General features: G+C 64.7%; 27 protein-coding genes. 15 read left to right on the forward strand and 12 right to left on the reverse strand.

Annotated elements, in window-relative coordinates; genetic code table 11:
• Positions 1-13: 13 nt before the first annotated feature.
• On the reverse strand, positions 14-2,113 hold the full coding sequence (metG, locus tag AC1DKY_RS07720; protein ID WP_441603500.1) for a methionine--tRNA ligase: 2,100 nt from the start codon (positions 2,111-2,113) through the stop codon (positions 14-16).
• Positions 2,114-2,363: 250 nt separating this feature from the next.
• Here metG and AC1DKY_RS07725 point away from each other — a divergent pair, with 250 nt between their 5' ends.
• Genes AC1DKY_RS07725 through AC1DKY_RS07735 form a run of 3 tightly spaced genes read left to right on the forward strand, consistent with a single transcriptional unit; the run spans position 2,364 to position 4,976 of the window.
• The gene (locus tag AC1DKY_RS07725) at positions 2,364-3,536 is read left to right on the forward strand and encodes an MFS transporter (RefSeq protein WP_441603499.1); all 1,173 of its coding nucleotides are present in this window, start codon (positions 2,364-2,366) and stop codon (positions 3,534-3,536) included.
• A complete protein-coding gene (locus tag AC1DKY_RS07730) occupies positions 3,533-4,177 on the forward strand; it encodes an HAD family hydrolase (protein WP_441603498.1) in 645 nt (214 codons plus the stop codon). The genes AC1DKY_RS07725 and AC1DKY_RS07730 overlap by 4 nt, the downstream gene beginning before the upstream one ends.
• Positions 4,170-4,976: a DeoR/GlpR family DNA-binding transcription regulator gene (locus tag AC1DKY_RS07735; RefSeq protein WP_441603497.1), complete on the forward strand. Its 807-nt coding sequence runs from the start codon at positions 4,170-4,172 to the stop codon at positions 4,974-4,976. Before AC1DKY_RS07730 ends, AC1DKY_RS07735 begins: the two co-directional genes overlap by 8 nt.
• A 112-nt stretch (positions 4,977-5,088) precedes the next feature.
• Here the strand turns inward: AC1DKY_RS07735 and AC1DKY_RS07740 are convergent, their stop codons facing one another.
• Positions 5,089-5,535 carry a DUF2147 domain-containing protein gene (locus AC1DKY_RS07740; RefSeq protein ID WP_441603496.1) on the reverse strand — a complete coding sequence of 149 codons (447 nt, stop codon included), beginning with the start codon at positions 5,533-5,535 and terminating at the stop codon, positions 5,089-5,091.
• A 148-nt stretch (positions 5,536-5,683) separates the two neighbouring features.
• On the opposite strand from AC1DKY_RS07740, the gene apbC reads away from it, so the two are divergent.
• The 3 genes from apbC to AC1DKY_RS07755 all read left to right on the forward strand — a co-directional run bounded on the left by apbC (position 5,684) and on the right by AC1DKY_RS07755 (position 8,619).
• Complete coding sequence (gene apbC, locus AC1DKY_RS07745) at positions 5,684-6,772, forward strand: iron-sulfur cluster carrier protein ApbC (RefSeq protein ID WP_441603495.1); 1,089 nt, start codon at positions 5,684-5,686, stop codon at positions 6,770-6,772.
• Positions 6,773-7,459: 687 nt separating this feature from the next.
• On the forward strand, positions 7,460-8,026 hold the full coding sequence (gene dcd, locus AC1DKY_RS07750) for a dCTP deaminase (protein WP_441603494.1): 567 nt from the start codon (positions 7,460-7,462) through the stop codon (positions 8,024-8,026).
• A gap of 131 nt (positions 8,027-8,157) precedes the next feature.
• Positions 8,158-8,619, forward strand: coding sequence for a hypothetical protein (locus tag AC1DKY_RS07755; protein WP_441603493.1), 462 nt, complete (start codon positions 8,158-8,160; stop codon positions 8,617-8,619).
• Between the two features lie 67 nt (positions 8,620-8,686).
• Here AC1DKY_RS07755 and AC1DKY_RS07760 read toward each other — a convergent pair whose 3' ends face one another.
• Both AC1DKY_RS07760 and AC1DKY_RS07765 read right to left on the reverse strand, forming a co-directional pair.
• A complete protein-coding gene (locus AC1DKY_RS07760; RefSeq protein WP_441603492.1) occupies positions 8,687-9,103 on the reverse strand; it encodes an HIT domain-containing protein in 417 nt (138 codons plus the stop codon).
• Positions 9,100-9,771, reverse strand: coding sequence for a dienelactone hydrolase family protein (locus tag AC1DKY_RS07765; RefSeq protein WP_441603491.1), 672 nt, complete (start codon positions 9,769-9,771; stop codon positions 9,100-9,102). Before AC1DKY_RS07765 ends, AC1DKY_RS07760 begins: the two co-directional genes overlap by 4 nt.
• A gap of 117 nt (positions 9,772-9,888) precedes the next feature.
• Here AC1DKY_RS07765 and rimO point away from each other — a divergent pair, with 117 nt between their 5' ends.
• From rimO to AC1DKY_RS07785, 4 genes are all read left to right on the forward strand, one after another.
• Complete coding sequence (gene rimO, locus AC1DKY_RS07770) at positions 9,889-11,208, forward strand: 30S ribosomal protein S12 methylthiotransferase RimO (RefSeq protein ID WP_441603490.1); 1,320 nt, start codon at positions 9,889-9,891, stop codon at positions 11,206-11,208.
• Between the two features lie 13 nt (positions 11,209-11,221).
• Positions 11,222-12,025 carry a DUF3025 domain-containing protein gene (locus AC1DKY_RS07775; protein ID WP_441603489.1) on the forward strand — a complete coding sequence of 268 codons (804 nt, stop codon included), beginning with the start codon at positions 11,222-11,224 and terminating at the stop codon, positions 12,023-12,025.
• A gap of 80 nt (positions 12,026-12,105) precedes the next feature.
• Entirely contained in the window at positions 12,106-13,149 is a 1,044-nt protein-coding gene (gene phnD / locus AC1DKY_RS07780) for a phosphate/phosphite/phosphonate ABC transporter substrate-binding protein (protein ID WP_441603488.1), read from the forward strand.
• Between the two features lie 71 nt (positions 13,150-13,220).
• Entirely contained in the window at positions 13,221-13,712 is a 492-nt protein-coding gene (locus tag AC1DKY_RS07785; protein WP_441603487.1) for a hypothetical protein, read from the forward strand.
• On the opposite strand, the gene greB is transcribed toward AC1DKY_RS07785, so the two are convergent.
• The 5 genes from greB to AC1DKY_RS07810 all read right to left on the reverse strand — a co-directional run bounded on the left by greB (position 13,713) and on the right by AC1DKY_RS07810 (position 17,875).
• Positions 13,713-14,210 (reverse strand): transcription elongation factor GreB, encoded by a 498-nt coding sequence (greB, locus tag AC1DKY_RS07790; RefSeq protein ID WP_441603486.1) that lies wholly within the window; start codon positions 14,208-14,210, stop codon positions 13,713-13,715. It abuts the gene before it with no gap.
• 99 nt (positions 14,211-14,309) lie between these two features.
• Positions 14,310-14,741: a hypothetical protein gene (locus AC1DKY_RS07795; RefSeq protein ID WP_441603485.1), complete on the reverse strand. Its 432-nt coding sequence runs from the start codon at positions 14,739-14,741 to the stop codon at positions 14,310-14,312.
• Between the two features lie 145 nt (positions 14,742-14,886).
• Complete coding sequence (locus AC1DKY_RS07800; RefSeq protein WP_441603484.1) at positions 14,887-16,161, reverse strand: hypothetical protein; 1,275 nt, start codon at positions 16,159-16,161, stop codon at positions 14,887-14,889.
• Positions 16,162-16,200: 39 nt separating this feature from the next.
• On the reverse strand, positions 16,201-16,359 hold the full coding sequence (locus tag AC1DKY_RS07805; protein ID WP_441603483.1) for a hypothetical protein: 159 nt from the start codon (positions 16,357-16,359) through the stop codon (positions 16,201-16,203).
• Between the two features lie 10 nt (positions 16,360-16,369).
• A complete protein-coding gene (locus AC1DKY_RS07810; RefSeq protein ID WP_477179894.1) occupies positions 16,370-17,875 on the reverse strand; it encodes a helicase HerA-like domain-containing protein in 1,506 nt (501 codons plus the stop codon).
• Between the two features lie 141 nt (positions 17,876-18,016).
• Between AC1DKY_RS07810 and AC1DKY_RS07815 the strand changes: the two genes are divergently transcribed.
• Positions 18,017-19,525, forward strand: coding sequence for a transglycosylase SLT domain-containing protein (locus tag AC1DKY_RS07815; RefSeq protein WP_441603481.1), 1,509 nt, complete (start codon positions 18,017-18,019; stop codon positions 19,523-19,525).
• Between the two features lie 78 nt (positions 19,526-19,603).
• Here the strand turns inward: AC1DKY_RS07815 and AC1DKY_RS07820 are convergent, their stop codons facing one another.
• The 3 genes from AC1DKY_RS07820 to AC1DKY_RS07830 form a co-directional block, all read right to left on the reverse strand.
• Positions 19,604-20,038 (reverse strand): hypothetical protein, encoded by a 435-nt coding sequence (locus AC1DKY_RS07820; RefSeq protein WP_441603480.1) that lies wholly within the window; start codon positions 20,036-20,038, stop codon positions 19,604-19,606.
• A gap of 152 nt (positions 20,039-20,190) precedes the next feature.
• Complete coding sequence (gene asd / locus AC1DKY_RS07825; RefSeq protein ID WP_441603479.1) at positions 20,191-21,036, reverse strand: archaetidylserine decarboxylase; 846 nt, start codon at positions 21,034-21,036, stop codon at positions 20,191-20,193.
• A gap of 92 nt (positions 21,037-21,128) precedes the next feature.
• Positions 21,129-22,259: an FG-GAP repeat domain-containing protein gene (locus AC1DKY_RS07830; RefSeq protein ID WP_441603478.1), complete on the reverse strand. Its 1,131-nt coding sequence runs from the start codon at positions 22,257-22,259 to the stop codon at positions 21,129-21,131.
• Positions 22,260-22,492: 233 nt separating this feature from the next.
• Between AC1DKY_RS07830 and prmB the strand changes: the two genes are divergently transcribed.
• The 4 genes from prmB to AC1DKY_RS07850 are packed head-to-tail and all read left to right on the forward strand — an operon-like array spanning position 22,493 to position 26,181.
• Positions 22,493-23,419 carry a 50S ribosomal protein L3 N(5)-glutamine methyltransferase gene (prmB, locus tag AC1DKY_RS07835; RefSeq protein WP_441603477.1) on the forward strand — a complete coding sequence of 309 codons (927 nt, stop codon included), beginning with the start codon at positions 22,493-22,495 and terminating at the stop codon, positions 23,417-23,419.
• 6 nt (positions 23,420-23,425) lie between these two features.
• Complete coding sequence (locus AC1DKY_RS07840) at positions 23,426-23,989, forward strand: GNAT family N-acetyltransferase (protein WP_441603476.1); 564 nt, start codon at positions 23,426-23,428, stop codon at positions 23,987-23,989.
• 34 nt (positions 23,990-24,023) lie between these two features.
• On the forward strand, positions 24,024-25,112 hold the full coding sequence (gene aroC / locus AC1DKY_RS07845; RefSeq protein ID WP_441603475.1) for a chorismate synthase: 1,089 nt from the start codon (positions 24,024-24,026) through the stop codon (positions 25,110-25,112).
• Positions 25,113-25,161: 49 nt separating this feature from the next.
• Positions 25,162-26,181, forward strand: coding sequence for a 2-hydroxyacid dehydrogenase (locus tag AC1DKY_RS07850; RefSeq protein ID WP_441603474.1), 1,020 nt, complete (start codon positions 25,162-25,164; stop codon positions 26,179-26,181).
• The last annotated feature ends 110 nt before the right edge of the window (positions 26,182-26,291 follow it).

Genomic DNA, 26,291 nt, shown 5'->3' on the forward strand with positions numbered 1-26,291 from the left:
TGGTGGGCGGCACTCAGCGAACGGTAGCGCCGGGCTTGGCGCCCTGGTCGGCGTCGAGCAGGAACAGGTCGCTGCCGCCGTCGCCGGCGGACAGGATCATGCCCTCGGACACGCCGAAGCGCATCTTGCGCGGCGCCAGGTTGGCGATGAACACCACGTTGCGGCCGAGCAGCTTTTCCGGCTCGCCGTAGCCCGCGCGGATGCCCGAAAAGATCTGGCGCGTGCCCAGCGGGCCGGCATCCAGTTCGAAACGCAGCAGCTTGTCCGAACCGTCCACGAATTCGCAGGCGGTGACCTTGCCGATGCGCAGGTCGAGCTTGGCGAAATCGTCGATGCCGATGAGGGCAGGGGCTTCGGGTGCGGCGGTCGGTGCGGTGCTGGCTTCAGTCATGGTCTTGGCGGGTTCTTTGGTTTTCTTGGGGGCAGGTTTGCTTTCGGCAGGTGCAAGCGAATCCTTGGACGCTTCCACCATGGCCTCGACCTGCTTGGGATCGATGCGGCCGAGCAGCGGCTCGAACGCGTTGATGGTGTGGTTGTGCAGTTCGGCGCGTGCATCGTCGAAGCCGTTGATCGGGGCGGCGAGGAAACGCTCGGCTGCTTCCACCGTGGCCGGCACTACCGGCTTCAGCAGGCCGGCGAGCAGGCGGAACGCCGCCAGCGCAAACGAGCAGACCTGATGCAGTTCGTCGCGGCGCGACTCGTCCTTGGCCATGGCCCACGGCGCCTTGGCGGCGATGTAGCCATTGACCATGTCGGCCATGGTCACGAAGCGGCGCGCTACTTCGGCAAACTCGCCGCTGTTGTACAAGGCGGGAACGTCGCCGTAGAGCGAGAGCAGTTCGCGCCACAGCTCCTGTTCTTCAGCGCTGAAGGCCGGGGCGAGACGGCCGTCGAAATACTTGTGCACGAAGCCCGCGGTGCGGCTGGCGATATTCACCCACTTGCCGACCAGGTGCGAGTTGACGCGTTCCTCGAAGGTCTTCAGGTCAAGGTCTACGTCCACCGGCGTGTCGCTGAGCATGGTGGTGAAGTAATAGCGCAGGAAATCCGGGTTAAGGCCCGAATTCAGGTACGTGCGCGCCATGATGAAGGTGCCGCGCGACTTGGACATCTTCGCGCCATTGACCATCAGATAACCGTTCACGTGCAGCGCCGTCGGCGTGCGGAAATTCGCGCCGTGCAGCATCGCCGGCCAGAACAGGCCGTGGAAGTTGATGATGTCCTTGCCGATGAAATGGTGCAGCTCGGCACGGCTGTCGGGTGCGAGGAAATCCTCGAAGTGCAGGTCGGTGCGATCGCACAAGGCCTTGAAGCTGGCCAGATAGCCCACCGGCGCATCGAGCCACACATAGAAGTACTTGCCGGGCGCATCGGGTATCGGAAAACCGAAGTAGGGCGCATCGCGGGAGATGTCCCAGTCCTTCAGGCCGCTGTCCAGCCATTCGCGCAATTTCGCCGTGACGCCGCTGTTGGCGACGGGCTGGCCATCGGTGAACTTGCCGGCGAACCAGTCGCGCAGCAGCGGCTCGAACTTGCCCAGCTCGAAGAAGTAATGCTCCGAGTCGCGCAGCACCGGCGTGGCGCCGGACATCACCGAGTAAGGGTTGATCAGATCGGTGGGCGCGTAAGTGGCGCCGCAGTTCTCGCAGTTGTCGCCGTACTGGTCGGGCGTCTTGCAGTTGGGGCAGATACCCTTGATGTAGCGATCGGGCAGGAACATGTCCTTTTCCGGATCGTACAGCTGCTGGATATCGCGGCGGCCGATGTAGCCGCCGTCGCGCAGGAGCGTGTAGATCAGCGAGGCGAGCTCGCGGTTTTCTTCCGAGTGCGTCGAGTGGTAATGATCGAACGCAACGCCAAAGGCCGCGAAGTCCGCTTCGTGGCCGACGCGGATGCCTTCGATATAGGTTTCCGGCGACAAACCGGCCTTTTCCGCTGCCAGCATGATCGGCGTGCCATGGGCATCGTCCGCGCATACATAGATGGTCTCGTTGCCCTGCATCCGCTGCGCACGTACCCAGACATCGGCCTGGATGTAACCCAGCAGGTGACCCAGGTGGAGCGGGCCATTGGCATAGGGCAGCGCGTTGGTGACGAGGAGGCGTCGGCTCATGGGGCGGCAACGGTCTTGAGGGGGTTGTCCATTATGACATGGGGTGGGCGTGTCACCGGCGCATGCCGTCGTTTGGACGTCTGCGAAGCCCGCCCCTCGCTGCCGATGGCATCACGCGTGTCTTAGCTCGCCCGATTGCGCGAACATGGCAGCCTGATACCGGGCGCGGAACATCGCCGCCAATCCGTGATTGCACGATCTTGCACGTTTATGTACATTTAGTCCGAATCTTCCCATCAACAGGAATGCCGTGAACTCCACTTCCGACGCTGCGATTGCCGGCAAGCCCGATACGGCCTCACTCGCGGGCGCCCGACGGGCGACGCGGCTGATCTTCCTGGTGTCGGGCATCGGCATGTCCGCCTGGGCGCCGATGGTGCCTTATGCCAAGGCGCGACTCGGGCTGGATGATGCCCAGCTCGGCTTGGCGCTGCTCGCGTTCGGCGGCGGTTCCATGCTCTCCATGCCGTTCGTGGGGTGGCTGGCCCATCGGCTGGGCAATCGCACGCTGATCGTCGCCTCGGGCCTGCTGATGTGCGTGGCGCTGCCGGCGCTGGCCATGGTCACCAACATCACCGCGCTGATTGCCGTGCTGCTGTATTTCGGCGTGGTGCTGGGCGCGGTGGATGTCGCGATGAATGCGCACGCTGTCGATGTGGAACGCCTCGACGGCGGGCGACTGATGTCCGGTTTCCACGGCTTGTTCAGTGTGGGCGGCCTCACTGGCGCGGCCCTGACCAGCGCGTTGTTGGCCATGGGCGTGCCGCTCACGGCGGCCGCCAGCGTCCTGGCGATCCTGCTCGCCGCGGTGGTGCTGTGGCTGCGCAGCGACCTGCTCGATGACGCGCCGACGGCCGATACACCGCGCAAGGAACCGATGCGCATGCCGCACGCGCTGGCATGGCTGCTTGGTTTGCTGTGCTTCGTGAGCTTTCTCGCCGAGGGCGCCATGCTGGACTGGAGTGCGGTGTTCCTGCGCGACGTCCGCGGCGTATCGGCGGCATCGGCGGGCTTCGGTTATGCGTTCTTCTCGGCCGCGATGGTGGTGGGGCGTTTTTCCGGCGACCGCTTTGTCGGACGCTATGGCCCCGAGTCGGCCATGCGCTTCGGCGCCGCGCTGGCTGCGGCAGGGTTCCTGCTGGTGGCCTGCGTGTCGGGCGTGGTGATGTCGCTGCTGGGTTTCGTGCTGATCGGCCTGGGCGCCTCCAACATCGTGCCGGTCATGTTCAGCGCGGCAGGCCGCCTCCCCAATACGTCGCCGGCCATTGCCATTGCCACGGTGACCACGCTCGGTTACGTGGGCTTGCTCAGCGGCCCCGCGTTGATCGGTCTGGTGGCCCATATCAGCAATCTGCCCATGGCGTTTGCCGGCGTGGCCGGCCTGCTGGTGCTGGTGTCGTTCTCCGCGAGGATCGTGAAGTGACCAGCCCCGCCATCGACACCGTGATCTTCGACCTGGGCAACGTGCTGATTGCCTGGGACCCGCGCCGGCTCTATCGCCAGCTGATCGGCGACGAGGCGCAGATGGACTGGTTCCTGCGCGAGGTCTGCAACAGCGAGTGGAACGAACAACAGGATGCAGGACGCCCGTGGTCGGAGGCGACCGCGCTGCTGCGCGGTCGTTTTCCCGAACACGCCGAGCTGATCGATGCTTACCACCTGCGCTGGGAAGAAACCCTGGTCGGCGCGATGGAAGCCACGGTCGCGCTGCTGGCCGAATTGCGTGCGCGCGGCGTGCGTCTGCTGGCGCTGACCAACTGGTCGCAGGAAACCTTTCCCATCGCACGGCAGCGCTTTGCGTTCCTGCAGTGGTTCGAAGGCATCGTCGTGTCCGGCGAGGAGGGCCTGATCAAGCCCGACTCGCGCATCTACCAGCGACTTCTGGAACGCTACGCGGTCGATCCGTCGAGGGCGCTGTATATCGACGATTCGGCCCGCAATGTGGCCGCCGCCGAAGCGCTGGGCATGCAGGGCTGGTGGTTCCGCGATGCCGATGGCCTGCGCCAGCGCCTGGTGGAACTGGAATTGCTTGAAGCATCCGCGCGCGAGGCATCCCATGGCTAAGTCGCCCATCGCCAGTGTCGACAGCAACGCGCTGCCGGAAGAACGCCAGCAACGCATCCTCGAACGCCTGCGTGCCGAAGGACGCGTAGTGGCCGCGGAATTGGCGCTCGCCTTCGAAGTATCGGAAGACTCCATTCGCCGCGACTTGCGCGAGCTGGCGGCGCTGGGTCTGTGCAAGCGCGTCTATGGCGGCGCGCTCTTGCCCACGGTGACGCTGACGCCGCTGAAGCAGCGGCGCAACGAACATTCCGCACGCAAGCAAGCGCTGGCGCGCAAGGCGGCGAGTCTGGTGCAGGCCGGCCAGACGCTGTTGATCGACGCGGGCAGTACCAATGCGGCGATTGCGGCCGCCTTGCCGCGCGATGCGCGGCTGACCGTGATCACCAATGCCCCGCATATCGCCCAGGTGCTGCTCGATCGCGAGGGCTTCGATGTCTTGCTGATCGGCGGACGCATCGACGCCACCATTGGCGGGGCCACTGGCGCGCAAGCCGTGGACCAGGTGCGCCGGGTGCGTGCCGACCTGTGTTTTCCCGGCGCCTGCGCCATCGATGCGGCGCACGGCCTGTGGGGCTTCGATAGCGAGGAGTCGCTGTTCAAGCGCGCGATGATCGAGGCAAGCGACGAAACCGTGGTCGTGGCGACCGACGACAAACTGGGCGCAGTGGCTGCGCATCAAGTGGCCGAGCTGGCCCGGGTGCAGCATCTGGTGGTGGAGCATTCGGCGGATCGGGCGACGCGTGCTTCGTTTTCGGCGCATGGCGTGGCGGTGCATCGGGCAGAAGCGACCGCCGACTGACACGTCTCAGTCCTCTTGTGTAGGAGCGCACTTGTGCGCGACCGCGGCGTTACGTGCCTTATCGCACGCCGGTCGCGCACAAGTGCGCTCCTACAATTAAGAGCAGTGCCGCTTACGGCTGGCGCTGCCACTCCTGACTGCGACCGAGCAGCGAGAACCCGATATACCCGCGCACGGTCAGCTTGCTGCCGTCTTCGCTGGGCTGCAGCTTCACCTTGTAGATCTTGCCGGTCTTGGGATCGAGGATCTTGCCGCCGTCCCAGATGTCGCCGTCCTTGTGCACGCCCCACATGATGTTCATGCCTTCGACGGGCTTGTTCTTGCGCTCGCCGTCGCAGTTCTTGCAGATCGGGTGCGGGCCCTCGTCGGACTGCAGCACTTCCACCACCGTGGCCTTCAGTTCGCCGCCTTCGTCGGTGATCTTCACGATGGACTTGGGCTTGCCGGTCTCATCGTCGATGGTTTTCCAGGTGCCTACCGGGGTGACCTCGGCGGCAAACACGGCGCTGGTACCCAGCATTAGCGCAGTGACTACAGCGATGCGTAGCAATGACTTCATGGATGCTCCTCCCGTACGAAAGCGTATGTTCCGAGCCTGACCGACTGGGCGCAAAGCCGTCAAGCTGCATTGCGAAAGCGCCGCAGGCCGTTGGGGGCTGCGCACACTGGCATAATGGGTGACCCCCATGACATCGCATCGAATCCCTATGACGCAGGCGAGTGAGGCCCTGGTCCGCCATATCCTTGGCGAACTTATTGATACCCATACCGGCGCCCCCCTGGCCGAGGCGATCCGCGCCGTGGGCGTGGATGGCGATCGCGTCTCGGTGGACATCCAGCTGGGCTACCCGGCCGCGAGCGTGGCCGATGCACTGGCCGCCAACGCCAAGCGCGTGCTGGAGGCCGATCCGGCCATCGCCGCGGCGTCGGTGTCGATCAGTACACGCGTGCACTCCCACAAGGTGCAGGGCACGCTGGCGCCCCAGCCGGGTGTGAAGAACGTGATCGTGGTCGCCTCGGGCAAGGGCGGCGTGGGCAAGTCCACGGTGTCGGCCAATCTGGCGCTCGCTCTGGCCGCCGAAGGCGCCAAAGTGGGCGTGCTCGATGCCGACATCTACGGTCCCAGCCAGCCGCGCATGCTCGGCATCAGCGGCAAGCCGCAGTCGCCGGACGGCAAGACCATCATTCCGCTGCAATCGCACGGCCTGCAGATCATGTCGATCGGTTTCCTCATCGAGGAGGAGACGCCGATGATCTGGCGCGGCCCGATGGTCACCCAGGCCATGATGCAGATGCTCAACGACAGCCGCTGGGAACAGCTCGATTACCTTATCGTCGACTTGCCGCCGGGTACCGGCGACATCCAGCTCACGCTGTCGCAGAAGGTGCCGGTGTCGGGCGCGGTGATCGTCACCACGCCACAGGACATCGCCCTGCTCGATGCACGCAAGGCGCTGAAGATGTTCGAGAAGGTCGAGGTGCCGGTGCTTGGCGTGGTGGAGAACATGGCCACCCACGTGTGCTCGAACTGCGGCCACGAGGAGCATATTTTCGGCGAGGGCGGCGGCGCACGCATGGCCGAGCAGTACAACGTGGCGTACCTGGGCTCGCTGCCGCTGGACATCCGCATTCGCGAACAAGCCGACGGCGGCACGCCGACGGTGGCCGCAATTCCCGATTCCGATCTTGCTGCGCGCTATCGGGAGATGGCCCGGAATGTGGCGGGGCGGTTGTCGCGGATGCCGCGGAATAAGTCGTTGGGGTTGGGGAAGATCATGGTGCAGGGGGCGCCGTAGGGGCTTTTGCCCGTCATCCCGGCGTAGGCCGGAGGCGCTTCTCAACAGCGAAGCTGGTCATCCAGGGCAGTGCGCTTGATTGTCGCCTAATCGCGATCTGGCTCGCCTGCCGCGGGCTTCCGTCCTCCTGCCGGAGGCCGGGTCACTTTCTCTTGCTTGCCCAAGAGAAAGTAACCAAAGAGAAGGGCCCCCCGGATGACGCGCCTTCCGGGCCTTCGGCCCTCCAGGTGCGCGTGCGGGTTACGGGGTTTTTCGACAGGACATCCCTGTCCTGTCGAAAAACTGGCCGCATCCATGCGGCCACCCTGCGGGCTTTCCTCCACCCGCCCGCCGCGTCATACGGGGACCCCGGGGGCAAGAGCCTAGAGCGGAGCCTAGAGCGGAGCCTAGAGCGGAGCCTAGAGCGGAGCCTAGAGCGGAGCCGAGGCGGGGAGCGGCACGGCAGGGCACTTCTGTGGGAGCGCACCCTGTGCGCGACAGCCACGCTGAGGTGTACCGCTTCGTAGGGTTGTCGCGCACAGGGTGCGCTCCCACAGACAAACAGGTACATCTTCGGCTCCACTGGCTAGCCAAATCCCCACAAAACCCCGTCTCATCCAGTTCCGACTGGCGGCCAACCATCACTTTCCGCTATTTTCCCAACCTTTACGCCATCCGGCGCGACAGATCAGCCCCTCGGGAGCACGAGTGAGCATCAAATCCGACAAGTGGATCCGCCGCATGGCCGAGCAGCACGGCATGATCGAGCCGTTCGAGCACGGCCAGGTCAAGACGCGCGACAACACCAGGCTGGTGTCGTACGGCACGTCGAGCTACGGCTACGACGTGCGTTGCGCGCGCGAGTTCAAGATCTTCACCAACATCAACTCCACCATCGTCGACCCGAAGGCGTTCGATCCGACCAGCTTCGTCGACGTGGAGGCGGATGTGTGCATCATTCCGCCCAACTCGTTCGCGCTGGCACGCACGGTCGAGTATTTCCGCATTCCGCGCAAAGTGCTCACCATCTGCCTGGGCAAGAGCACTTATGCCCGCTGCGGCATCATCGTCAACGTGACCCCGCTGGAACCGGAGTGGGAGGGACATGTGACGCTGGAGTTCTCCAATACCACCCCGCTGCCTGCCAAGATCTACGCCAACGAGGGCGTGGCCCAGATGCTGTTCCTCGAGTCCGATGAGGAATGCGAGACCAGCTACAAGGATCGCGGCGGCAAGTACCAGGGGCAGCAAGGCGTTACGTTGCCGCGCACCTGAAGCCGTCGTTCGCAGTTCTTTGCGATCGCCGTCACGTTCACCTGAATGGTTGCCGTCCGGGTTCGATGCATCAGGCCGGGGCGGCGCTACACTCTTTTTGTTCACATCGATGCCTTTGCAGGAGATCCCGCATGACCCGTTTTTCCACGCTGCTGACCCGCGCCGGCGCAGCCATCCTGCTGGGCAGCATGCTGGTGCTGGCCGGCTGCCACCGCGGCAGCGCCAAGGATGAAGTGCGCACCGCGGACATGAAGAGCCAGTTCGACGCGGTGATCCAGGCCTATAAGAGCGGCCAGTTCGTCGTCGACGGCGCGGTGCTCTCGGCACTGGATACCGGCAGCCACTTCGCCTACCTCAAGGACCAGGGCAAGCTGCCCAAGACGGTGCTGCTGGAGCCCAGCGACGACTCCAAGGTGCGCAAGCAGCATCTGCAGTACATGGCCCGTCTGCAGATCGACTACGGCTTCACCGTGTACTACGACGACGGCGGCACGCTGAAGAAGATCAGCGTGGTCGACACCAAGGCGCGTGATCTTGAAGATTACAAGGCGCCGGTGAAGGCCGAAGCCCCGCCGCCGCAGCAGCACATGTAAGCTCGCTGTTGCATTGAAAAAGCCCGCGGATTTCGCGGGCTTTTTTTGTGCCGCTGGAAGTGATCGCTCAGCCCTCCAGCGCGTCGCGCAGCCTCGTCTGCAGCGACGCCATGGCTTCGTCGCCATAAGGCGCTGCCGCGCCGCTGCCCCATACCGGGCCCGGCCACGCGGCATCGCCTTCGCGTCGGCCGACGACGTGCACGTGCAGCTGGCGCACGATATTGCCCAGGGCGCCGAGATTGAGCTTGTCGAACGCCCCAAGCGAACGCAGCGCCTGCGAGGCGTGACTCACTTCGCGCCACAGCATGGTCTGCTGCTCGATGGGGAGATCGCAGATCTCCACCATACCGGGCACGCGCGGAACCAGCACCAGCCAGGGAAAGCGCGTGTCGTTCATCAGCAACACGTCGCACAACTCAAGCGAGGCGACATGGCGCGTGTCATTGCGCAGGCGCGAATCGAGCACAAACCCCGCATCGCTCATGCGCCTTGCACCAGGTGTTTGTCGAAGAAGGCCAGCGTGCGCTGGTAGGCGAGCCTGGCGCTGGCTTGGTCGTATTGCGGTCCCACATCGCGGTTGAAGGCGTGGCCGGCGGGGTAGGTGAACACTTCCATTTGCGGCAGCATGTCGCGGTGCTTCTGCACCGTTTCCGGCGGAATGGATGTGTCCTTTTCGCCGAAGTGGAACATCACCGGCGCCTTGGGCTTTTCGCCAAGAAATGCCGCATTGCGGGCGCCGTAGTAACTGACCGACGGCAGACCCAGTCGCAGCGCCGCCAGCAGCGCGACGGTGCCACCCCAGCAGTAACCCACGGTGCCGATGCGTCCGGCCGAGCTGATCGCCTCGGCGGCACTGGCGACGTCTTCCACCGCGCGGTCCAGGCCTAGCTCGGTCACCAGTTCGCGGCCGCGCTGCATGCCTTCGTTGTCGTATTTCAGATCCACCCCGGTCTCAAGATGATCGAAGAACGCCGGGGCAATGGCGGTATAGCCCGCCTGCGCAAAGCCATCGGCGACATGGCGGATATGCTCGGTGACGCCGAAAATCTCCTGGATCACCACGATGCCGCCCTTGGGCTTGCCCTCGGGCTGGGCAAGATAGGCGCCGATGCACTGCATGCGCGTGGTGTTGAGATTGATGTGCTGACCCATGGGGCGTGCTCCTGAGGCGTCAAAAGGCAATTCTAGCCATTCAGCAAGTCAAGCCGGTGTGGCGGCCGGGTGTGCGATACAATCTCCCGTTTTCCGCATAGTTACGGTCCCCACGCCATGTCGCAGGTCTCGCCCAAAGTCGGTTTCGTCAGTCTTGGTTGCCCCAAGGCGCTGGTCGATTCCGAACGCATCCTCACCCAGCTCAAGGTCGAGGGTTACGAGATCGTGCCCAGCTACGGCGCTGCCGACGCCGTGGTGGTGAACACCTGCGGCTTCATCGATGCCGCCGTGCAGGAGTCGCTGGACGCCATTGGCGAAGCGCTGCATGAGAACGGCAAGGTGATCGTCACCGGCTGCCTGGGCAAGCGCTCGGAGCTGATCCGCGAGGCTTATCCGGATGTGCTCGCCATTTCCGGTCCGCAGGACTATGCGAGCGTGATGCAGGCGGTGCATGCGGCGCTGCCGCCCAAGCGCAATCCGCTGCTGGACATCATTCCGGACACGGGTGTGAAGCTCACCCCGAAGCACTATGCGTATCTGAAGATTTCCGAAGGCTGCAATCACCGCTGCAGCTTCTGCATCATTCCCTCGATGCGTGGCGACCTGGTGTCGCGTCCGGTCGACGAAGTGCTGTTGGAAGCCGAGCGCCTGGTCAAGGGCGGCGTGAAGGAATTGCTGGTGATCTCGCAGGACACCAGTGCCTACGGCGTGGACGTGAAGTACGCCGAGCGCCAGTGGCGCGACAAGAGCTACCGCACGCGCATGACCGAGCTGTGCGAAGGCCTGTCCGAACTCGGCGTGTGGTCGCGCCTGCACTACGTCTACCCGTATCCGCACGTGGACGAAGTGATGCCGTTGATGGCGGAGGGCAAGATCCTGCCGTATCTCGATATCCCGTTCCAGCATGCGAGCCCGCGCATCCTCAAGCTGATGAAGCGCCCGGGCAATATCGACAAGACGCTGGAACGCATCCGAAACTGGCGCAAGGTCGTGCCTGATCTCACCATCCGCAGCACCTTCATCGTGGGTTTCCCCGGCGAGACCGATGCGGAGTTCGAAGAGCTGCTCGACTTCCTGCGCGAGGCCGAGCTCGATCGCGTCGGCGCGTTTGCCTATTCGCCGGTCGATGGCGCCAAGGCGAATGAACTGCCGGGTGCGGTGTCCGAAGAGCTGAAGGAAGACCGCCTGGAACAGTTCATGGCGGTGCAGGCAGAGATTTCCGCCGCCAAGCTGCAGCGCAAGATCGGCCGCAACATGAAGGTACTGGTGGACGAGGCTGGTGCGAACGGCGCCGTGGCACGTTCGGCCGCCGATGCACCGGAGATCGATGGCGTGGTGCACATCGCCAACGGTCAGTTGCTGAAGGCAGGGCAGTTTGTCGACGTGGTGATTGAAGCCGCCGACGAGCACGACCTGCACGCCCGCCTGGCCGGCTAAACGCGGTGGCGTGATGCGTTACGTCGCGCCATCCCGCGAAAGCGTCGATCCCGCAGTGTTCGCGCGCTGGCCGCTGGTCGGCTGGCGTGAATATGCGAGCTGGATGCAGGGGCCACATTGGCCCTCCATCGATGAACTCAACGAAGCCAGGCCTGTCGGCCAGCGCGAGCGCTTCGTGGCGCAGACAGCCGCCTTGCTCGAAGACGGCTTGCACTACGAACAGCGCATTGCCGAGCGTGGCGCCATCGCCACGCGCGAGGCGAACTGGCACGATCTGTTCAATGCCTACGCCTGGTTGCGTTACCCCTCGTTGAAGCGCGCGCTCAATGCGCAGCAGATGGCAGAGATTGCAATCATGGGCACGCGCGATCGATCGCGCGCCCAATATGCGATGACGCACTTCGACGAGGCTGGCGTGATCGTGAATCTGAAGGATCGCCACTTGCTCGATCTGTGGGACAGCCACGATTGGCATGGGCTGTTCTGGCGCGAGCGTTGTGCCTGGACGGACGGCCGGGCCTGCGTGCAGGTGTTTGGCCATGCCTTGCTCGAACACGCGCTAAGCCCGGGCAAGCTGCTGGTGGGGAAGGCGCTGGTCTTCCTTGGGCCTGGCAGTGGGGACCAGATGGTGGCCGCCGCAGCCGATGGCATCGGCGCGGGAAAGCTGCTGCGCGATCCCCTGGACCTGCGCCCCTTGCCCCTGTCGGGCCTGCCGGGATGGCGTGCCGACAGCGAAGTGGAGTCGTTTCATCGCCACGCCGAGTGCTACCAGCCGCGTCGCGAAGGGCGCGCCTATCCCTCGCCGGTCGAGCTCTGAGCGACCGTTACGTCCCTGCAACAAATTGCGGCGGCCTGCCAATCGCGCTACAACGAACCCAGCGGGGCTGGGGAGCGCGCATGGAAACGGCTGGGCGGGCACGCGTTGGACGGGGACCTGGATGGTGGCTCCGCACACTTTGTGCGGCCTGCCTGCTGGTGCCTGTCGCGCGCATACGCGCCGACGAGGTGGTGCAGGGCGCAGTCGCTCCAGCCATCCACTTCGGGATCTTGCCGATCGGCAGCGCCGCGGAATCGCGCGAGCAATGGCGCCCGTTGCTGGAAGACCTTGAGCGCAAGCTCGGCCACCCCGTCACCACCGTTTCCGTCAGCAGCTATGCGGGCCTTTCGGGAGCCATTGGCGACCAGCGCGTGGACATCGCGTTCCTGTCCGGGCGTCTGGCCATCGAAGCGGTGGAACACCAGCACATGAGCGTGGTGGCGCAATTCCTGCGCAACGATGGCGCGAAGGGCAATAACGCCATGCTGATCGTGCGAGCGGATAGTCCCATCCACTCGCTCAAGGATCTGCTCGCCAAGCCCGGACGCTGGCGCTATGCGCGTGGTGAAACCTTGTCGGTCACGGGCTATGTGGCGCCGGAAGCGGAGGTGTTTGCAGCCAAGGGGCTCAACTCCGATACGTTTTTCGCCCATGTGCGTGTGGGCAACCATCAGAACAATATCCTTGCCGTGGCCAACGGCGAGGTGGACGTGGCGACCTGCAACAACCCCGATCTGGATCTGTTCCGCCGCAATTTTCCGGCGGAAGGAACGCAGCTGCGGGTGATCTGGCGTTCCCCGCTGATCCCTTCAGGCGTGTTGGTGGTGCGCGATGGCATGAGTGAGCCGCTGCGTGGCCAGCTGATCGCTTTCATGCGCGGCTATGGCCGGGCGCCTGGCGCTGCCGGCGATCGCGAGCGCGCCAATCTCGCCCGCATTCCCGACCTGGCCGGCTTTGCCAAAGCCGACAACAACGTGCTGCGGCCTTTCGTTGATCTGGAATTTCGCCTGATGCGCGAGCAGGCCATGCACGCCCGTTGGGTCAACGATCAGGCTAAAACGATGCGGCTCAAGCAGATCGATGCGGATTATCAGCACGCGATGAAGCAACTTCTGCACGACTGAGCGGTCATTGAACTGCCCGATGCCAGGGTGACGCCTTTGCCAGCTAGAATGGCAGCTTCCCGGAGATACCTATGCCTGCTTTTGATCGTGTCGTTTCTGCGTGCCGCGTGGCCGTATTCGCCCTGGTGTTGGGCGCAACGACGCTGGTGCACGCGCAGGAGACACTGCCGGCATTGCCGGATGCGGACAAGCAGCAGATCAAGAAATACACGCTCAGCGAAGACGCCTTCGGGCGCCTTGCCGCCGCTACACGCGAAGCCCGCGCCACCGGCATTCCGCCGCAGGCGGCTCCCGATGCCAGCAAGGTGCACAGCCTGGACGACCTGGCCAATCAGGCGATGGCGGCCGATCCGCGCATCCCGGCCCTGGTGAAGAAATATGGCTTCACGCCGCGCGAATTCATGCTCGCCAATATCGCCTTGATGAATGCGGTGATGGCGGTGCAGGCACGCAATGATCCCGCCTTGTCAGGCAATCTCAACCAGGTATGGGTCAACGCGGACAACATCCGTTTTGTCGAATCGCATCAGGCAGACGTGCAGGCGCTGCTGCAGGGGCGATGATCAGTAGTTCACCGCCACGATCACGAAGCGCGTGCGGCCACTGGGCAGCTCCGCTTCGAATTCGTCGTCCAGGCGTTTCTTCAACACCGCGCGGGCCAGCGGCGAGTCGATGCTGATCCAGCCCCGGCGGGCGTCAGTCTCGTCCGGCCCTACGATGCGGTAGACGACGCTTTCGCCGGAGTCGACGTTCTCCAGCTCGATGCTCGCACCGAAAAACACCAGCTCCTGATCTGCCGGCGAGCCCTCGGCCACCTTGAGCGACGGAATGCGTTTGCTGAGATAGCGCGCGCGTCGATCGATCTCGCCGAGCTGCTTTTTGCGATAGGTGTATTCGGCATTCTCCGAGCGATCGCCCTCGGCCGCCGCGGCCGCCAGCGCTTTGACCACTTCCGGGCGCAGCGTATGCCAAAGATGATCCAGCTCGGCCTTGAGCTTCTCGAAGCCTTCGCGCGTGATGATGGCGGTGGATGAAGGCGAGGGTGGGCGCCAGCGGCTCATGCGTGGGTCATTGCGTTGGGTTGCTCATCGCACCGATTTTAGCTGGACTGGCGCCTGAGCGGTGACGGGAGCGACGTCCGTGCACTCCCGTCAGTGGTTTCAGGGCGAATTGACCATCGCGTCCATGTCGCTGACATTCATCGGGCCAAAGGCGACGGTGTCGGTGTGCGAGGCGATGAACTGGCGGAATTCGATCGACGACTTGGCGCCTATCGTCAGCCCCTTGGCCTTGGCCGCATCGTCTTCTTTCTTCTGCTGCGCATCGGTCAATGCAGGTGCAATGGCGATGTAATCCCAGGAGTCGCCCTGGTAGTGCGCATACCACTGCGCGCGCGGCAGGCCGAGCTGCTTGTCGATGGCGTCGCGATCGGCCATCCATTTGAGAAAGGCTTCGTGTTTGCCGGGAGCGACCCGATACAGCGAAATGACCGCGCGGGGCGGCTCCTTGGCCGCCGAGGTGCTTTGGGCGAAGGCGACGGGGGTCGCCAGCATCAGGCCCAGCCATACGAACTTGCCGATGAAGTGACGCATGAAACTCTCCTTGTGCACCAGGTGTGAGCCGGTCGTGTCGACGGCCGCGGAGCGCCGGAATCGCTTGCGGACGGGGCGGTGCACCAAAGGAGTTGGCTTGCGCACGCTACACCCGCTTCCGGGCGAGCCGCAACACGACTTGCGACTAGTCGAGCGCCGGTGTCCGGGAGATGCCGGGCCCCTGTTGCAGCTGGGTTGCGTACGCCACCAGCGATGGATGCAGCGGATGCCCGCTCCACGTTGCTGCCAGCTTGCCCAGCAGCACGGCTGCCTCGGCGTGTTGACCGAGCCGCTCGGCCATCTGCCTGGCGGCGAGCAGGCCCAGGCGCGGGCACTCGGACGAGCGCGGCCAGCGCGCAAGGTAGCCGCGGCCTAGCTTCAGCGACAATCGCGTCATGCCCGCGCTGGACGCGAGTTCGGCCAGCGTGGCAACGCTTTCCGGCGCATCGGGCAGGAAGTTCGGATCGATCTCCATACATTCCTGCACCAGCCCAAGCGCGCGACGTGGCTCGCCGTTGGCCATCAGCGCCGCGATCCAGATCTGCCCATGCTCGAGCAAACCGGCGGTCAGGCCTTCTTGCTTCAACAGCTCGCGATACGCCTGATGCAGCGACGGCGGCGCACTGTGTCCCTGCATGCGTTCCACCAGCATGCCGATGGCAGCGCGACGATCGACCTTCGCCATGTCGCGCACCGCGATCAGCAGGCGCTCGTCTTCGTCCTGGCCGCTTTCGCGCGCCAGCACGTCGGCTTCCGGCTGCAGATCGAAACGCTCGTGATGCCGATGGATCATGACGCCCATCAGATGCAGGTTGAAGATGATCAGGTAGGTGTAGCTGAACGCGAACAGCGGTTGCCACAGGATGGCCAGCAGGCTCGGCTGCAGCAGCGATGGCAGCATGATCAGCAGGCCGGTGACGAGGTTGATGACCACCGGAAGGAAATAACCCGCGCCCAGCCGACCGATCACCTTCTGCCAATGCAGCGGATTGAACGCGTTGGCCTCGTCGCCGAAGGCCAGCGACATGTCGATGGCGGGCAGGGTGAGCGAGAAGAACAGGATCAGCGGCCAGAACATCGGCGCATAAATCAGCTTGCAGGCGACGCAGGCGAGGACCACCAGCATGTGCAGCAAGGTGAGCGCGCGGCCGGCCGCGGCGTTTTCATCCATGCCGACATCGGGCGGCTCGGCAAAGCCATTGGCCGTATGTACCAGACAGGCCGCCGCGTAGCGCCAGCGCGCCAACCACAGGAAGAAAGCGAAGCACATGCCGATGATGCCGGGCAGTATCGTCAGGCACTGGCCCAACCCCAGCAGCACACAGGTAGCCAGCGCTGTGCCACGCAACGGATAGGACAAGCCCGCGATCAAGCGGTCCGCCAGCGGCGCACGTGGCGATACGGGTTTAGGTCGCGGCATGCGCAAGCGTTTTAACCTCAGGCGGCAGTGCTTTGAATGCTAGGGAGCGCGAACGCAGGTGATGAAGCCATGCTTTTCCAGCCAGCCATCTTTGTGGTGCCGACACAGGAATCGTCCCATCGAGCCGTTGGCATAAAGCAGCAAGAGCACGAGCAGGGCGGCTACCAGGACGACGGCGATGATGCGTGTCTGCGACATGACGGATCCCTCAGCGCTTGCCGCCAAAAATGCCGCCCAGCACGCCACGCACGATCTGCTGGCCCAGGCGCGAACCGGCCGCGCGCACGGCGGACTTGGCCATCGCTTCGACCATGCCCTGCCGGCGGTTGTTGCCCAGCAGGATCTCGCGTGCCGCATCCGTCCAGCCGCCGCTTTGCTGGGGCGCCGCACCGGCCGGTGCCTGCCTGGCCACCACCTGCGGATCGGCGGCCTTTTCCGCGGCGCGTTTGGCGAGCATTTCGGCGGCCGACTCGCGATTGATCGCCGTGTCGTACTTGCCGCCCACCGGCGAGCGTTGACGCACGGTGGCGCGCTCCGGCTCGGTGATCGCACCGATGCGTGCCGTGGGCGTGGTCACCATCACGCGCTCGACCGGCGAGGGCACGCCGCCGTCGCGCAAGGTCGACGCCAGCGCCTCGCCCACCGCAAGCTGGGTGATGGCCTCGCTTACGTTGATCTTGGGATTGGCCACGAACGTTTCGGCGGCGGCCCGGACTGCCTTTTGATCGCGCGGCGTGAACGCACGCAGCGCGTGCTGCACGCGATTGCCGAGCTGACCGAGGATATTGCCCGGTACGTCATCGGGATTCTGCGAACAGAAGTACACGCCCACGCCCTTGGAGCGGATCAGGCGCACGACCTGTTCCACCCGTTGCAGCAAGGCGGGCGGCGCGTCGTCGAACAGCAAGTGCGCCTCGTCGAAAAAGAACACCAGCTTGGGTTGATCCAGATCGCCCACTTCGGGCAACTGCTCGAACAACTCCGACAGCAGCCACAGCAGGAAGGTGGAATACAGGCGCGGTTTGAGAATCRGCTGATCGGCGGCCAGCACATTGATCACGCCGCGGCCGCTCATGTCCTGGCGCATCAGGTCGGCCAGTTCCAGCGCGGGCTCACCGAAGAACTGGTCGGCGCCATCCTGCTCCAGCTTGAGCACCGCGCGCTGGATCGCCGCGATGCTCTGCGTGCTGATCAGGCCGTAGTGGGTGGAAATGTCCTTGGCGTTTTCGCTGGCGAAGCCGAGCATGGCGCGCAGATCCGACAGGTCGAGCAGCAGCCAGCCCTGGTCGTCGGCCACCTTGAAGATCACTTCGAGCACGCCTTCCTGCGTGTCGTTGAGTTCCAGGATGCGGCCGAGCAGGGTAGGGCCCATCTCGCTGATGGTGGCGCGCACGGGATGGCCGAGCTTGCCGTAGATGTCCCAGAAAATGACCGGGTTGGCTTGCGGCTTCCAGTCGTTCAGATGCAGCTTGGCCAGGCGCGCCTTGAGCTTGTCGCCCGGTTCGCCCGCGGCCATCGACAGACCGGCCAGATCGCCCTTCGCATCGGCCAGAAAACAGGGCACGCCGAGCTTCGAAAAGCCTTCGGCCAGCACCATCAGCGAGACCGATTTGCCGGTGCCGGTGGCGCCCGCAATCATGCCGTGGCGATTGCCGTAGCGCGGGTCCAGGCTAACGCTGCTGCTGTCGTTGCTGCCGATCAAGATCTCAGTCATGGCGTTCCATCCATAGGGTGCACCGCGATTGTAGCCATGCGTCAGCTTCTTGCGGTCGCCCATTGAATCAGGACATTTCCGGTTGAGTCCCTGCTCCGTGCGCAGTAAGGTCGCCGCTTCAGCCAGGTAGTGAAGTCATTCATGGTTTTTCCCGTCGTATACCGCTCCCTGCGCATGGCGCCTCTTGCCGTTGCCGCGATGCTGATGGCTGCGTGTTCCAGTGGCGGCGGCAGCAAGCCCGTCGCTCCCACGCCGCAGGCCAATCAGCTTTACGCGCAGCTGGACCAGGCCAGCAAAGGCTATGAAACGGCGCTGACGCAGGCGCGCGCCGGCAACGCCCAGGCCTCGCAGCAGACGCTCACCACGGCGCTGGATCAACTGCAAAGTGCCTCCGCGCATTGCCCGTCGACGCCGGGCTGCGATCCGCAGCGTTTCTTCTCGGCGTTCGATCGCCTGTTGCGCCTGAAGGATGGCAACTTCGACCTGGGCGACGACATGGGCAGCATGGGCGACGACTTGCCCGAAGGCAGCGAAGCCGGCAAGACCGGTGCGGCCAGCCTGCCCGAGGCGCAGCGCAGCGTGACCTTGCTGCGCGGCCAGCAGCTGTCCCAGCTGATCGCCATGAATGGTCCGGTGAAAGCGGCGCTGGAGATGTGGCTCACCCAGTGGCGCGGCAACCTGATGGATGCCTACGTCAACTACCAGTTCCTGCGCTATCAGATGTGGCCGGAATACCAGAAGCAGGATCTGCCCGAGGCGCTGCTGTTCGGCATCATGGCCAAGGAATCGGGCGGCAAGGTGCATGCGATATCGCGCTCCGGCGCTGCCGGGCCGCTGCAGTTCATGTACGCCACCGGCCTGCGCTTTGGCCTCAATACGGAAGATGGTTTCGACTCGCGCTTCGATCCTGCCGAGTCCGCGCGCGCCAACGCGGAATACATGGACGAGCAGCTCAAGGCGTTCAACAACAACCTCGAGCTGACCCTGGCCGCCTATAACGGCGGTGAGGGCCGCATGCGCCGACTGGTCGGCGACAACACCACGGTGAGCCTGTACGACCCCACCATCTACAACCAGCTCTCGCAGGAGACGCGCGACTACGTGCCCTCCGTGCTGGCGGCGGCATGGCTGTTCCTGCATCCGGAGAGCTACAACCTGCGCTTTCCGCACGTGGATGGCGCGCAGGGCAGCGTGGTGTTGAAGCGTCCCGCGTCGCTGACCGAGCTCACCGTTTGCCTGGGCTCCGCCGCCGGCATGCAGGATGGCTGGTTCCGCACCTTGCGCAACCTCAATCCGCGGCTGGATCCGCAGGTCAGCCAGCCCACCGGCGTGCGCATCATGCTGCCCAAGGTGCTGGAGAAGTCTTACGAAGCGCGTTGCACCACGGGTCCCTGGCCGATCCTGGCGAACGACCTGCACACCGCGGTGATCCCGGTGGTGCCTTCCTCGCCGTCACCGCCGCCTGCGGCTCCCTCGCGCAGTTCCAGCACGTCGCGCACGCGCAACTACACGGTCAGGCGCGGCGACACCCTCACCAGCATCGTCAGCAAGGCGAGCTGCTCCTCGGTGCAGGAGGTGTCGGAGATGAACGACCTCAGGCATCACCAGATCAAGCCGGGGCAGGTGCTCAAGTTGCCGACTTGTCGGTGATGACTGCGCCTTAGCCATCGCAACAACGAAAAACGCCGCCTTTGAGGGCGGCGTTTTTTCATGGGCGAGTGGGAGGACTCAGGCCGCGGCAGGCGCCTGCATCCAGGTCTGCATGGGATCGGCGCGATGATCTTCCTTCAGCCCGCGCAGCAGCCGCATCAGGTCGCGGTGGTGCGGCTGCAGGTTCGGGTGCGGGGTGTTCTTGGTCTCGTGGTAGGCCACGGCCAGCCACAGTGCGATGCCGCGCATGGCCACCTCGGGGTTGTCCGAGCGTGCGCGGGCAAGGCCGATCTCGGTGCCCTGGCCCCAGGGCAGGTAACGCTCTTCCGGGGGCGTGCCGTACAGATGCGGAAAGTCGCCGCGCGAGGCCTGGCCGATTTCGCGTAGCGCCATGGTGCCGAGGCGGGCGCGGCTGCGCTTGGGCAGGGCATGGATCTGGCGCTCGATTTCGCGCAGCTGCCTGCCTAGCTGGCGACTGCGGTTCATCGCGATGAGTCGGGTGACGATGCGCATGGACGGTCCTCGGTCTGGCCTGGGGATGGCGCTCGCGCAGGGGCGTCGCCGAGCGGGAGCATAGCCGCGCCCGGCGCGGGGAATGCGCCAAAAAGGTCACAAAACGACGAAACGCGTCACTCGCGGCGTCAATAAATTGACGGGCGGCTTGCTTAAGCCCCGACTTCCACGCCCAGGCGCTGGCCCACCTGCACATGCTGCTGCGAGGCCAGCTGATCCAGTTCCGCCATGCCTTCGGGGAACAGCATGATCACGGTCGAGCCCATATTGAAGCGGGCCATCTCGGCGAATCGCTCCAGCGTGATCTGCTGGCCGGCGAACGACTTGCGACGGATCGACGAGGCATACGGCGGTATCACCAGCCCGTCCCATACGGTGGCCACGCTCGAGACCAGGATGGCGCCCACCATCACCACCACGAACGGGCCGTGCTCGCCATCGAAATGGCAGACCAGCCGCTCGTTGCGCGCGAACAGGCGCGGAATCGCTTCCACTGCAAACGGTGCGACGCTGAAGATGCGGCCGGGCACATGCACGGTCTCCTTCAACGTTCCCTTCAGCGGCATGTGCACGCGGTGATAGTCGCGCGGCGACAGATAGATGGTCGCGAAGCGCCCGTTGCGATACGGCGTGGCACTGGCCTCGTCGCCGAGCAGTTCGGCGGCGGTGTACTCCTGGCCCTTGGCCTGGAAGATGCGCCCATCAACGATCTTGCCCATCTGGCTGATCTTGCCGTCGGCCGGCGAAATCAGGGCCTTCGGATCAGCATCGGCACGGCGTGCATCGGCCCGCAGCTTGCGGGTGAAGAACGCATTGAAGTGCTGGTAGGCGAGCGGATCGGGCTGCGCCGCCTCGGCCATATTGACCTGATAGTTGCGCACGATGGTGCTGATCAGGAAGTTCTTCCACGGCTTGAAGGTCCAGCGCGTGGCCCAGTAGACCACCCGCGACAGCGCGCGGTGGGGCAGGATGTATTGCAGGAGTACGTTGAAGGTCATCCCGCAAGTATGAACGATGACGGCGTCGATTGCCTCGGGCCGGGGCGCATCGGGGAAGGTCGGCGACCGGGCGGGCCGCCGACCTTCGTTTCTTAGTGACCTGACCCCAGCAAAGCCCAGCCGGTCGGATAGCTGGCGATGGCGGTGGCCTGCCAGATGTTGCTCCCGGGCGTGAAGGCCCCGTACGTACTCGTGTACCAGGTCAGGCGTCCCGGCGCCTTCGGCGTGGTGGCCGCGTTGGCGGTGTCGTTGCCCCAGAGCAGCACGGCTTCGTTCGCTCCATCCATATTGCCGGTGGCGCCCAAGTAGTCACCCTGGTTGATCGGCAGGCTACGGATGGCATTGAACGTGGTCAGTCCTACATTGCCTTGCTGGTCGTAGTAGCGTACCCATTCGTACTGCGTGAACTGCATAGCGGCATCGTTCTGCACATACACGTTGATGCCGCCGCCGTCGCCGGCGAGAGCCGTCCCGATGATGTGACCCTGCGGGTCGTAGTTGCCCAGGAAAGTGGACGTGAAGCCCGAATCCGTGCCTGCCCATAGGTAGACGTCATGGGCGTCGCTGGTCCACAGCAGGTCCAGGTGATTGGATAGCAGGAAGTGTCCGAACCCGGCCACGTGATAGCCGCAGGTCGCCTTGATTACCTTTCTTTCCAGCACGGTGGCGCCTTGCATGCGCCAGTAGCCGAACTCGCACTTGCTGTCGTTCCACCACAGCAGATCGGCGTTGTTGTCGCCGTCGATGTCGCCTGCGCCCAGCAACTGCCAGCCTTCCGGGTACGTGCCGATGTGGGTGGAGTCGAAGCCCGTACCGTTGGATGCCCACAAGAAGAGTTTGCGGTCGGCGTTGGTGAGTACCAGGTCGACCATGCGATCGCCGTTGAGGTCGCCCGTGGCGCCGACGTAATAGCCGGCGGGCACGTGAAATGCCTTGCGTGCGCCTGCGATGTACGGCTGGGGATAGGTGTCGCCCCAGCCTGACAGCCAATAGCCCACCTCATTTTTCTCGGCGTTGACCCAGAGCAGGTCACTCAGGCCGTCACCATCGACGTCGTTTGGCGCGACATAGGAGTAGTCCGCGCGAAACACTTCATTGGCTTCCTGCAGAAAAGCAGGCCAGGGCGTCACCGCCGTTGAGCCACCCGTGTCGGTTTGCGCCATCGCAGGCATAGAGAAACCCGCAGCCAATGCGGCCGCGATGACCAGCTTCCTTACGTTCATGTTTTCCCCTTGTTGAGTGAGTGCGACCCAGCGGACAGGTCCCCTCCCATGGCTGGTCGCGGGCGGATTTTTGCGAGCGCGCTCGGCGGCCCACAATTGGCCAAAGGGGGTGCTGGCCGCTAACTGTGAATTCCATCCACTTTTGGACGGCCGGGGTGGCCCCCGGCAGCAGCGGGCGGCCGCTGGCCGGCAGCGGCTATACTGTGCGACCCCTTCACGCCCATGTGCCCGCCGTGACCCACGAACTCGCCTCCATCATCGACTTCATCCGCTACGGCGCCAGCCGCTTTTCGGCGGCCGGGCTGACCTTTGGGCACAGTCACGACAATCCCATCGACGAGGCCACCCATCTGGTGCTGGCGAGCCTGCACCTGCCGCCGGATATCCCGCCGGCCTATGGCGCGGGCCGGTTGACCAGCGAGGAGCGCGAGCGCGTGCTGGCGTTGATCGAGCGCCGCGTCAACGAGCGTCTGCCGGTGGCCTATCTGGTGGGTGAAACCTGGTTTGCCGGCCTGAAGTTCAAGAGTGATCGCCGCGCCCTGGTACCGCGTTCGCCGATTGCCGAGCTGATCGAGTCGGGTTTCCAGCCGTGGCTCGATCATCGCCATGTCGAGCGCGCCCTGGACCTGTGCACGGGCTCGGGCTGCATTGGCATCGCCATGGCAGAGTTCAATCCGGACTGGCAGGTCGACATCGTCGACATCAGCGATGACGCTCTGTCGCTGGCGCGCGAGAACATCGCGTTCCAGCACGTGGAAGGCCGCGTCGAGGCGGTGAAGTCGGACCTGTTCAACGGCCTGAAGGGCCGTCGCTACGACCTCATCGTGTCGAACCCACCGTATGTCACCGAAGACGAATACGCCGCGCTGCCGGGCGAGTACAGCCACGAGCCGAAGCTCGGCCTGACCTCGGGCGAAGATGGCCTGGACATCTGCGTGCGGATGCTCAATGAAGCGGCCGACTATCTCACCGAAGACGGCCTGCTGATCGTCGAAGTGGGCGAGAGCGAGCGTCAGCTGGGCGAGTTGCTGCCGGAAGTCCCGTTCGTGTGGATCGAGTTCAAGGTCGGCCCCATGGGCGTGTTCGCCCTGGAACGTCGCGACCTGATCGAGCACGCCGAGGCGATTCGCGCGGCGGCCGAGGCGCGCAAGGGTCGCTGAGCGATCATGCGGCTGACCACGGCGCGGTTGCGTATCGATGCCCTGCATGAGGGCGATGCGGCCGCGCTGTTTGGGTATCGCGCTGACCCCGAGGTGTCCCGCTACCAGGGTTGGTGTCCGCAGACGCTGGCCGATGCGGATAGTTTCATTCGAACCCAAATGGCACTGGATAAGCCGCCGCAGTGCCGCTGGTTTCAGCGCGCCATCCGTAGCAGCGATGACGGCGTGCTGCTTGGCGATGTTGGCTTCTGCCTCTCCGACGAACAGGCCGAGATCGGCATCACCATCGCGCCCTTTGCGCAGGGGCAGGGCTACGCCGGCGAGACGCTGCAGGCACTGTTCCATGCCTTGTTCGGCAGCCTGGCCGTCCATCGCATCTACGCTTCGGTCGACCCGCGCAATACGCCCAGCATGGCCTTGCTGGCGTCCGTCGGCATGCGCCAGGAAGCCCATTTCCGCGAGAGCCTGCTGTTTCGCGGCGAATGGGTGGACGACGTGGTGTTCGCCCTGCTGGCGCGCGAATGGCGCGATCGCGGCGTAAACGACGCAGGATTTGCTGCATCGCGCTAAGCTGTGGCGGTTATCCCGCAGACGATCGAGCCTCGTGTCCAGCAACTCCTTCGGCAAACTGTTCACCGTCACCACGTTCGGCGAAAGCCATGGTCCGGCCATTGGCTGCGTCATCGACGGATGCCCGCCCGGCCTGTCGATCGACGCGGAAGAGTTCCGCACCGATCTTGATCGCCGCGCCACCGGCAAGAGCCGCCACACCTCGCAGCGCCGCGAGGCGGACGAGGTGGAGATTCTTTCGGGCGTCTACGAAGGCAAGACCACCGGCACGCCGATCGCCTTGCTGATCCGCAACACGGATCAACGCAGCAAGGATTACGGCAATATCACCGAGACCTTCCGTCCGGGACACGCCGATTACACCTATTGGCAGAAATACGGCATCCGCGATCCGCGTGGTGGCGGTCGTTCCTCGGCGCGCGAAACCACCATGCGCGTGGCGGCTGCGGTCATCGCCAAGAAGTGGCTGGCCGAACGCTACGGCGTGCGCGTGCGCGGTTATCTCGCGCAGATCGGCGATATCACGCCCGGTTCGTTCGACTGGGATGTGGTCGAGCAGAATCCATTTTTCTGGCCCGATGCACACGAAGTGTCCACGCTGGAGTCGTACATGGATGCGCTGCGCAAATCCGGCGACTCCGTCGGCGCGCGCGTGAACGTGGTGGCCGACGGCGTGCCGCCGGGCTGGGGCGAGCCGATCTACGGCAAGCTCGATGGCGACCTCGCCTCGGCGCTGATGTCGATCAACGCGGTGAAAGGCGTGGAGATCGGCGATGGCTTCGGCGTCGTGGCCCAGCACGGCAGCCAGCATCGCGACGAGATGGCGATGGACGGCTTTGCGTCCAATCACGCCGGCGGCATTCTCGGCGGCATCAGCACGGGGCAAGAAGTCTTGGCCTCGATCGCGCTCAAGCCGACCTCGAGCATTCTTATTCCCGGCCACAGCGTGAATCTGGCGGGTGAGGCGGTGGACGTGGTGACCAAGGGCCGCCACGACCCCTGCGTCGGCATCCGCGCCACGCCGATCGCCGAGGCGATGATGGCGCTGGTGCTGATGGACCACGCGCTACGCCATCGCGCCCAATGCGGCGACGTGGGCGAGGTATTGCCGCGTATTCCCTGAGCTCTCCCGGTCTCTGTTGGGGCCGGGCCCCGTACGAAGAAGATCGTTGATGACTGCCAAACCGAAAGTCTGGGTATCGCGCCCCCTGTTTCCCGATGTGCTGGCCCGCCTGGCCGAATACTTCGACGTCGACGCGGAAGCTGTGGAGCATCGCCACTCGGCCGATGAGCTCAAGCACAAGCTTGCCGGCGTCGATGCGGCCATCGTCGGCCTGGCCGATCGCATCGATGCCGGCGTGCTCGAGGGCAATACGCGTCTGAAAGTGGTCGCCAACCTTGGGGTGGGCTACAACAACCTGGATGTGGACGCGCTGACCCGCGCCGGCGTCCTCGCCAGCAACACGCCGGACGTATTGAACGAAAGCGTCGCCGACTACGCCTGGGCGCTGATGCTCGCCGCGGCCCGTCGCGTGGGCGCCGCCGAACGCTGGCTGCGGGCCGGACAGTGGCCGGGCAGCAATATGCGTTTCGACGACTGGCTAGGCCTGGACGTGCATGGCCGCACGCTGGGCATCCTGGGTATGGGCCGGATCGGGCAGGGTATTGCCCGCCGCGCTGCGGGCTTCGATATGCGCGTGCTCTATCACAACCGCTCGCGCCTCCCCGAGCTGGTCGAGCGCGAGTGCCAGGCCACCCTGGTCAGCAAGGCCGAGCTGTTGCGCCAGGCTGATTACCTGGTGCTGGTGCTGCCGTTCACGCCGGAGAACCGCCATGCCATCGGCGCACCGGAGCTGGCCCAGATGAAGCGCTCGGCGGTGCTGGTGAACATCGCCCGCGGCGGCATCGTCGATGATGCGGCGCTCGCGCTGGCGCTGCGGGAAGGTAAGCTGGCGGCGGCCGGACTGGACGTGTTCGAGGGCGAGCCGGCCGTGCATGCGGACCTGCTGGCGCTCGACAACGCCGTGCTCAGCCCGCATATCGCCAGCGCCAGCGAAGAAACCCGCCGTGCGATGGCCAACCTGGCGGCGGACAATGTGATCGCAGCGCTTGGCTTGGGCGAGGCGGCGGGAAAACCGCCGACCGCGCTCAATCCGGCGGTTTTGGCACGCTGGTCTGCACATAAAGCGTGATGACATTCACGCCCGCGCGTGTCGCAGGTTGTTTTGCGCGCCGCCCCGGCTAGATTTCCGCTGAAGCGGAGATCGGGGACGGTTTTCCGATTCCTCCTACCTGATTACGG

Source organism: Dyella sp. 01N448 (assembly GCF_056399225.1).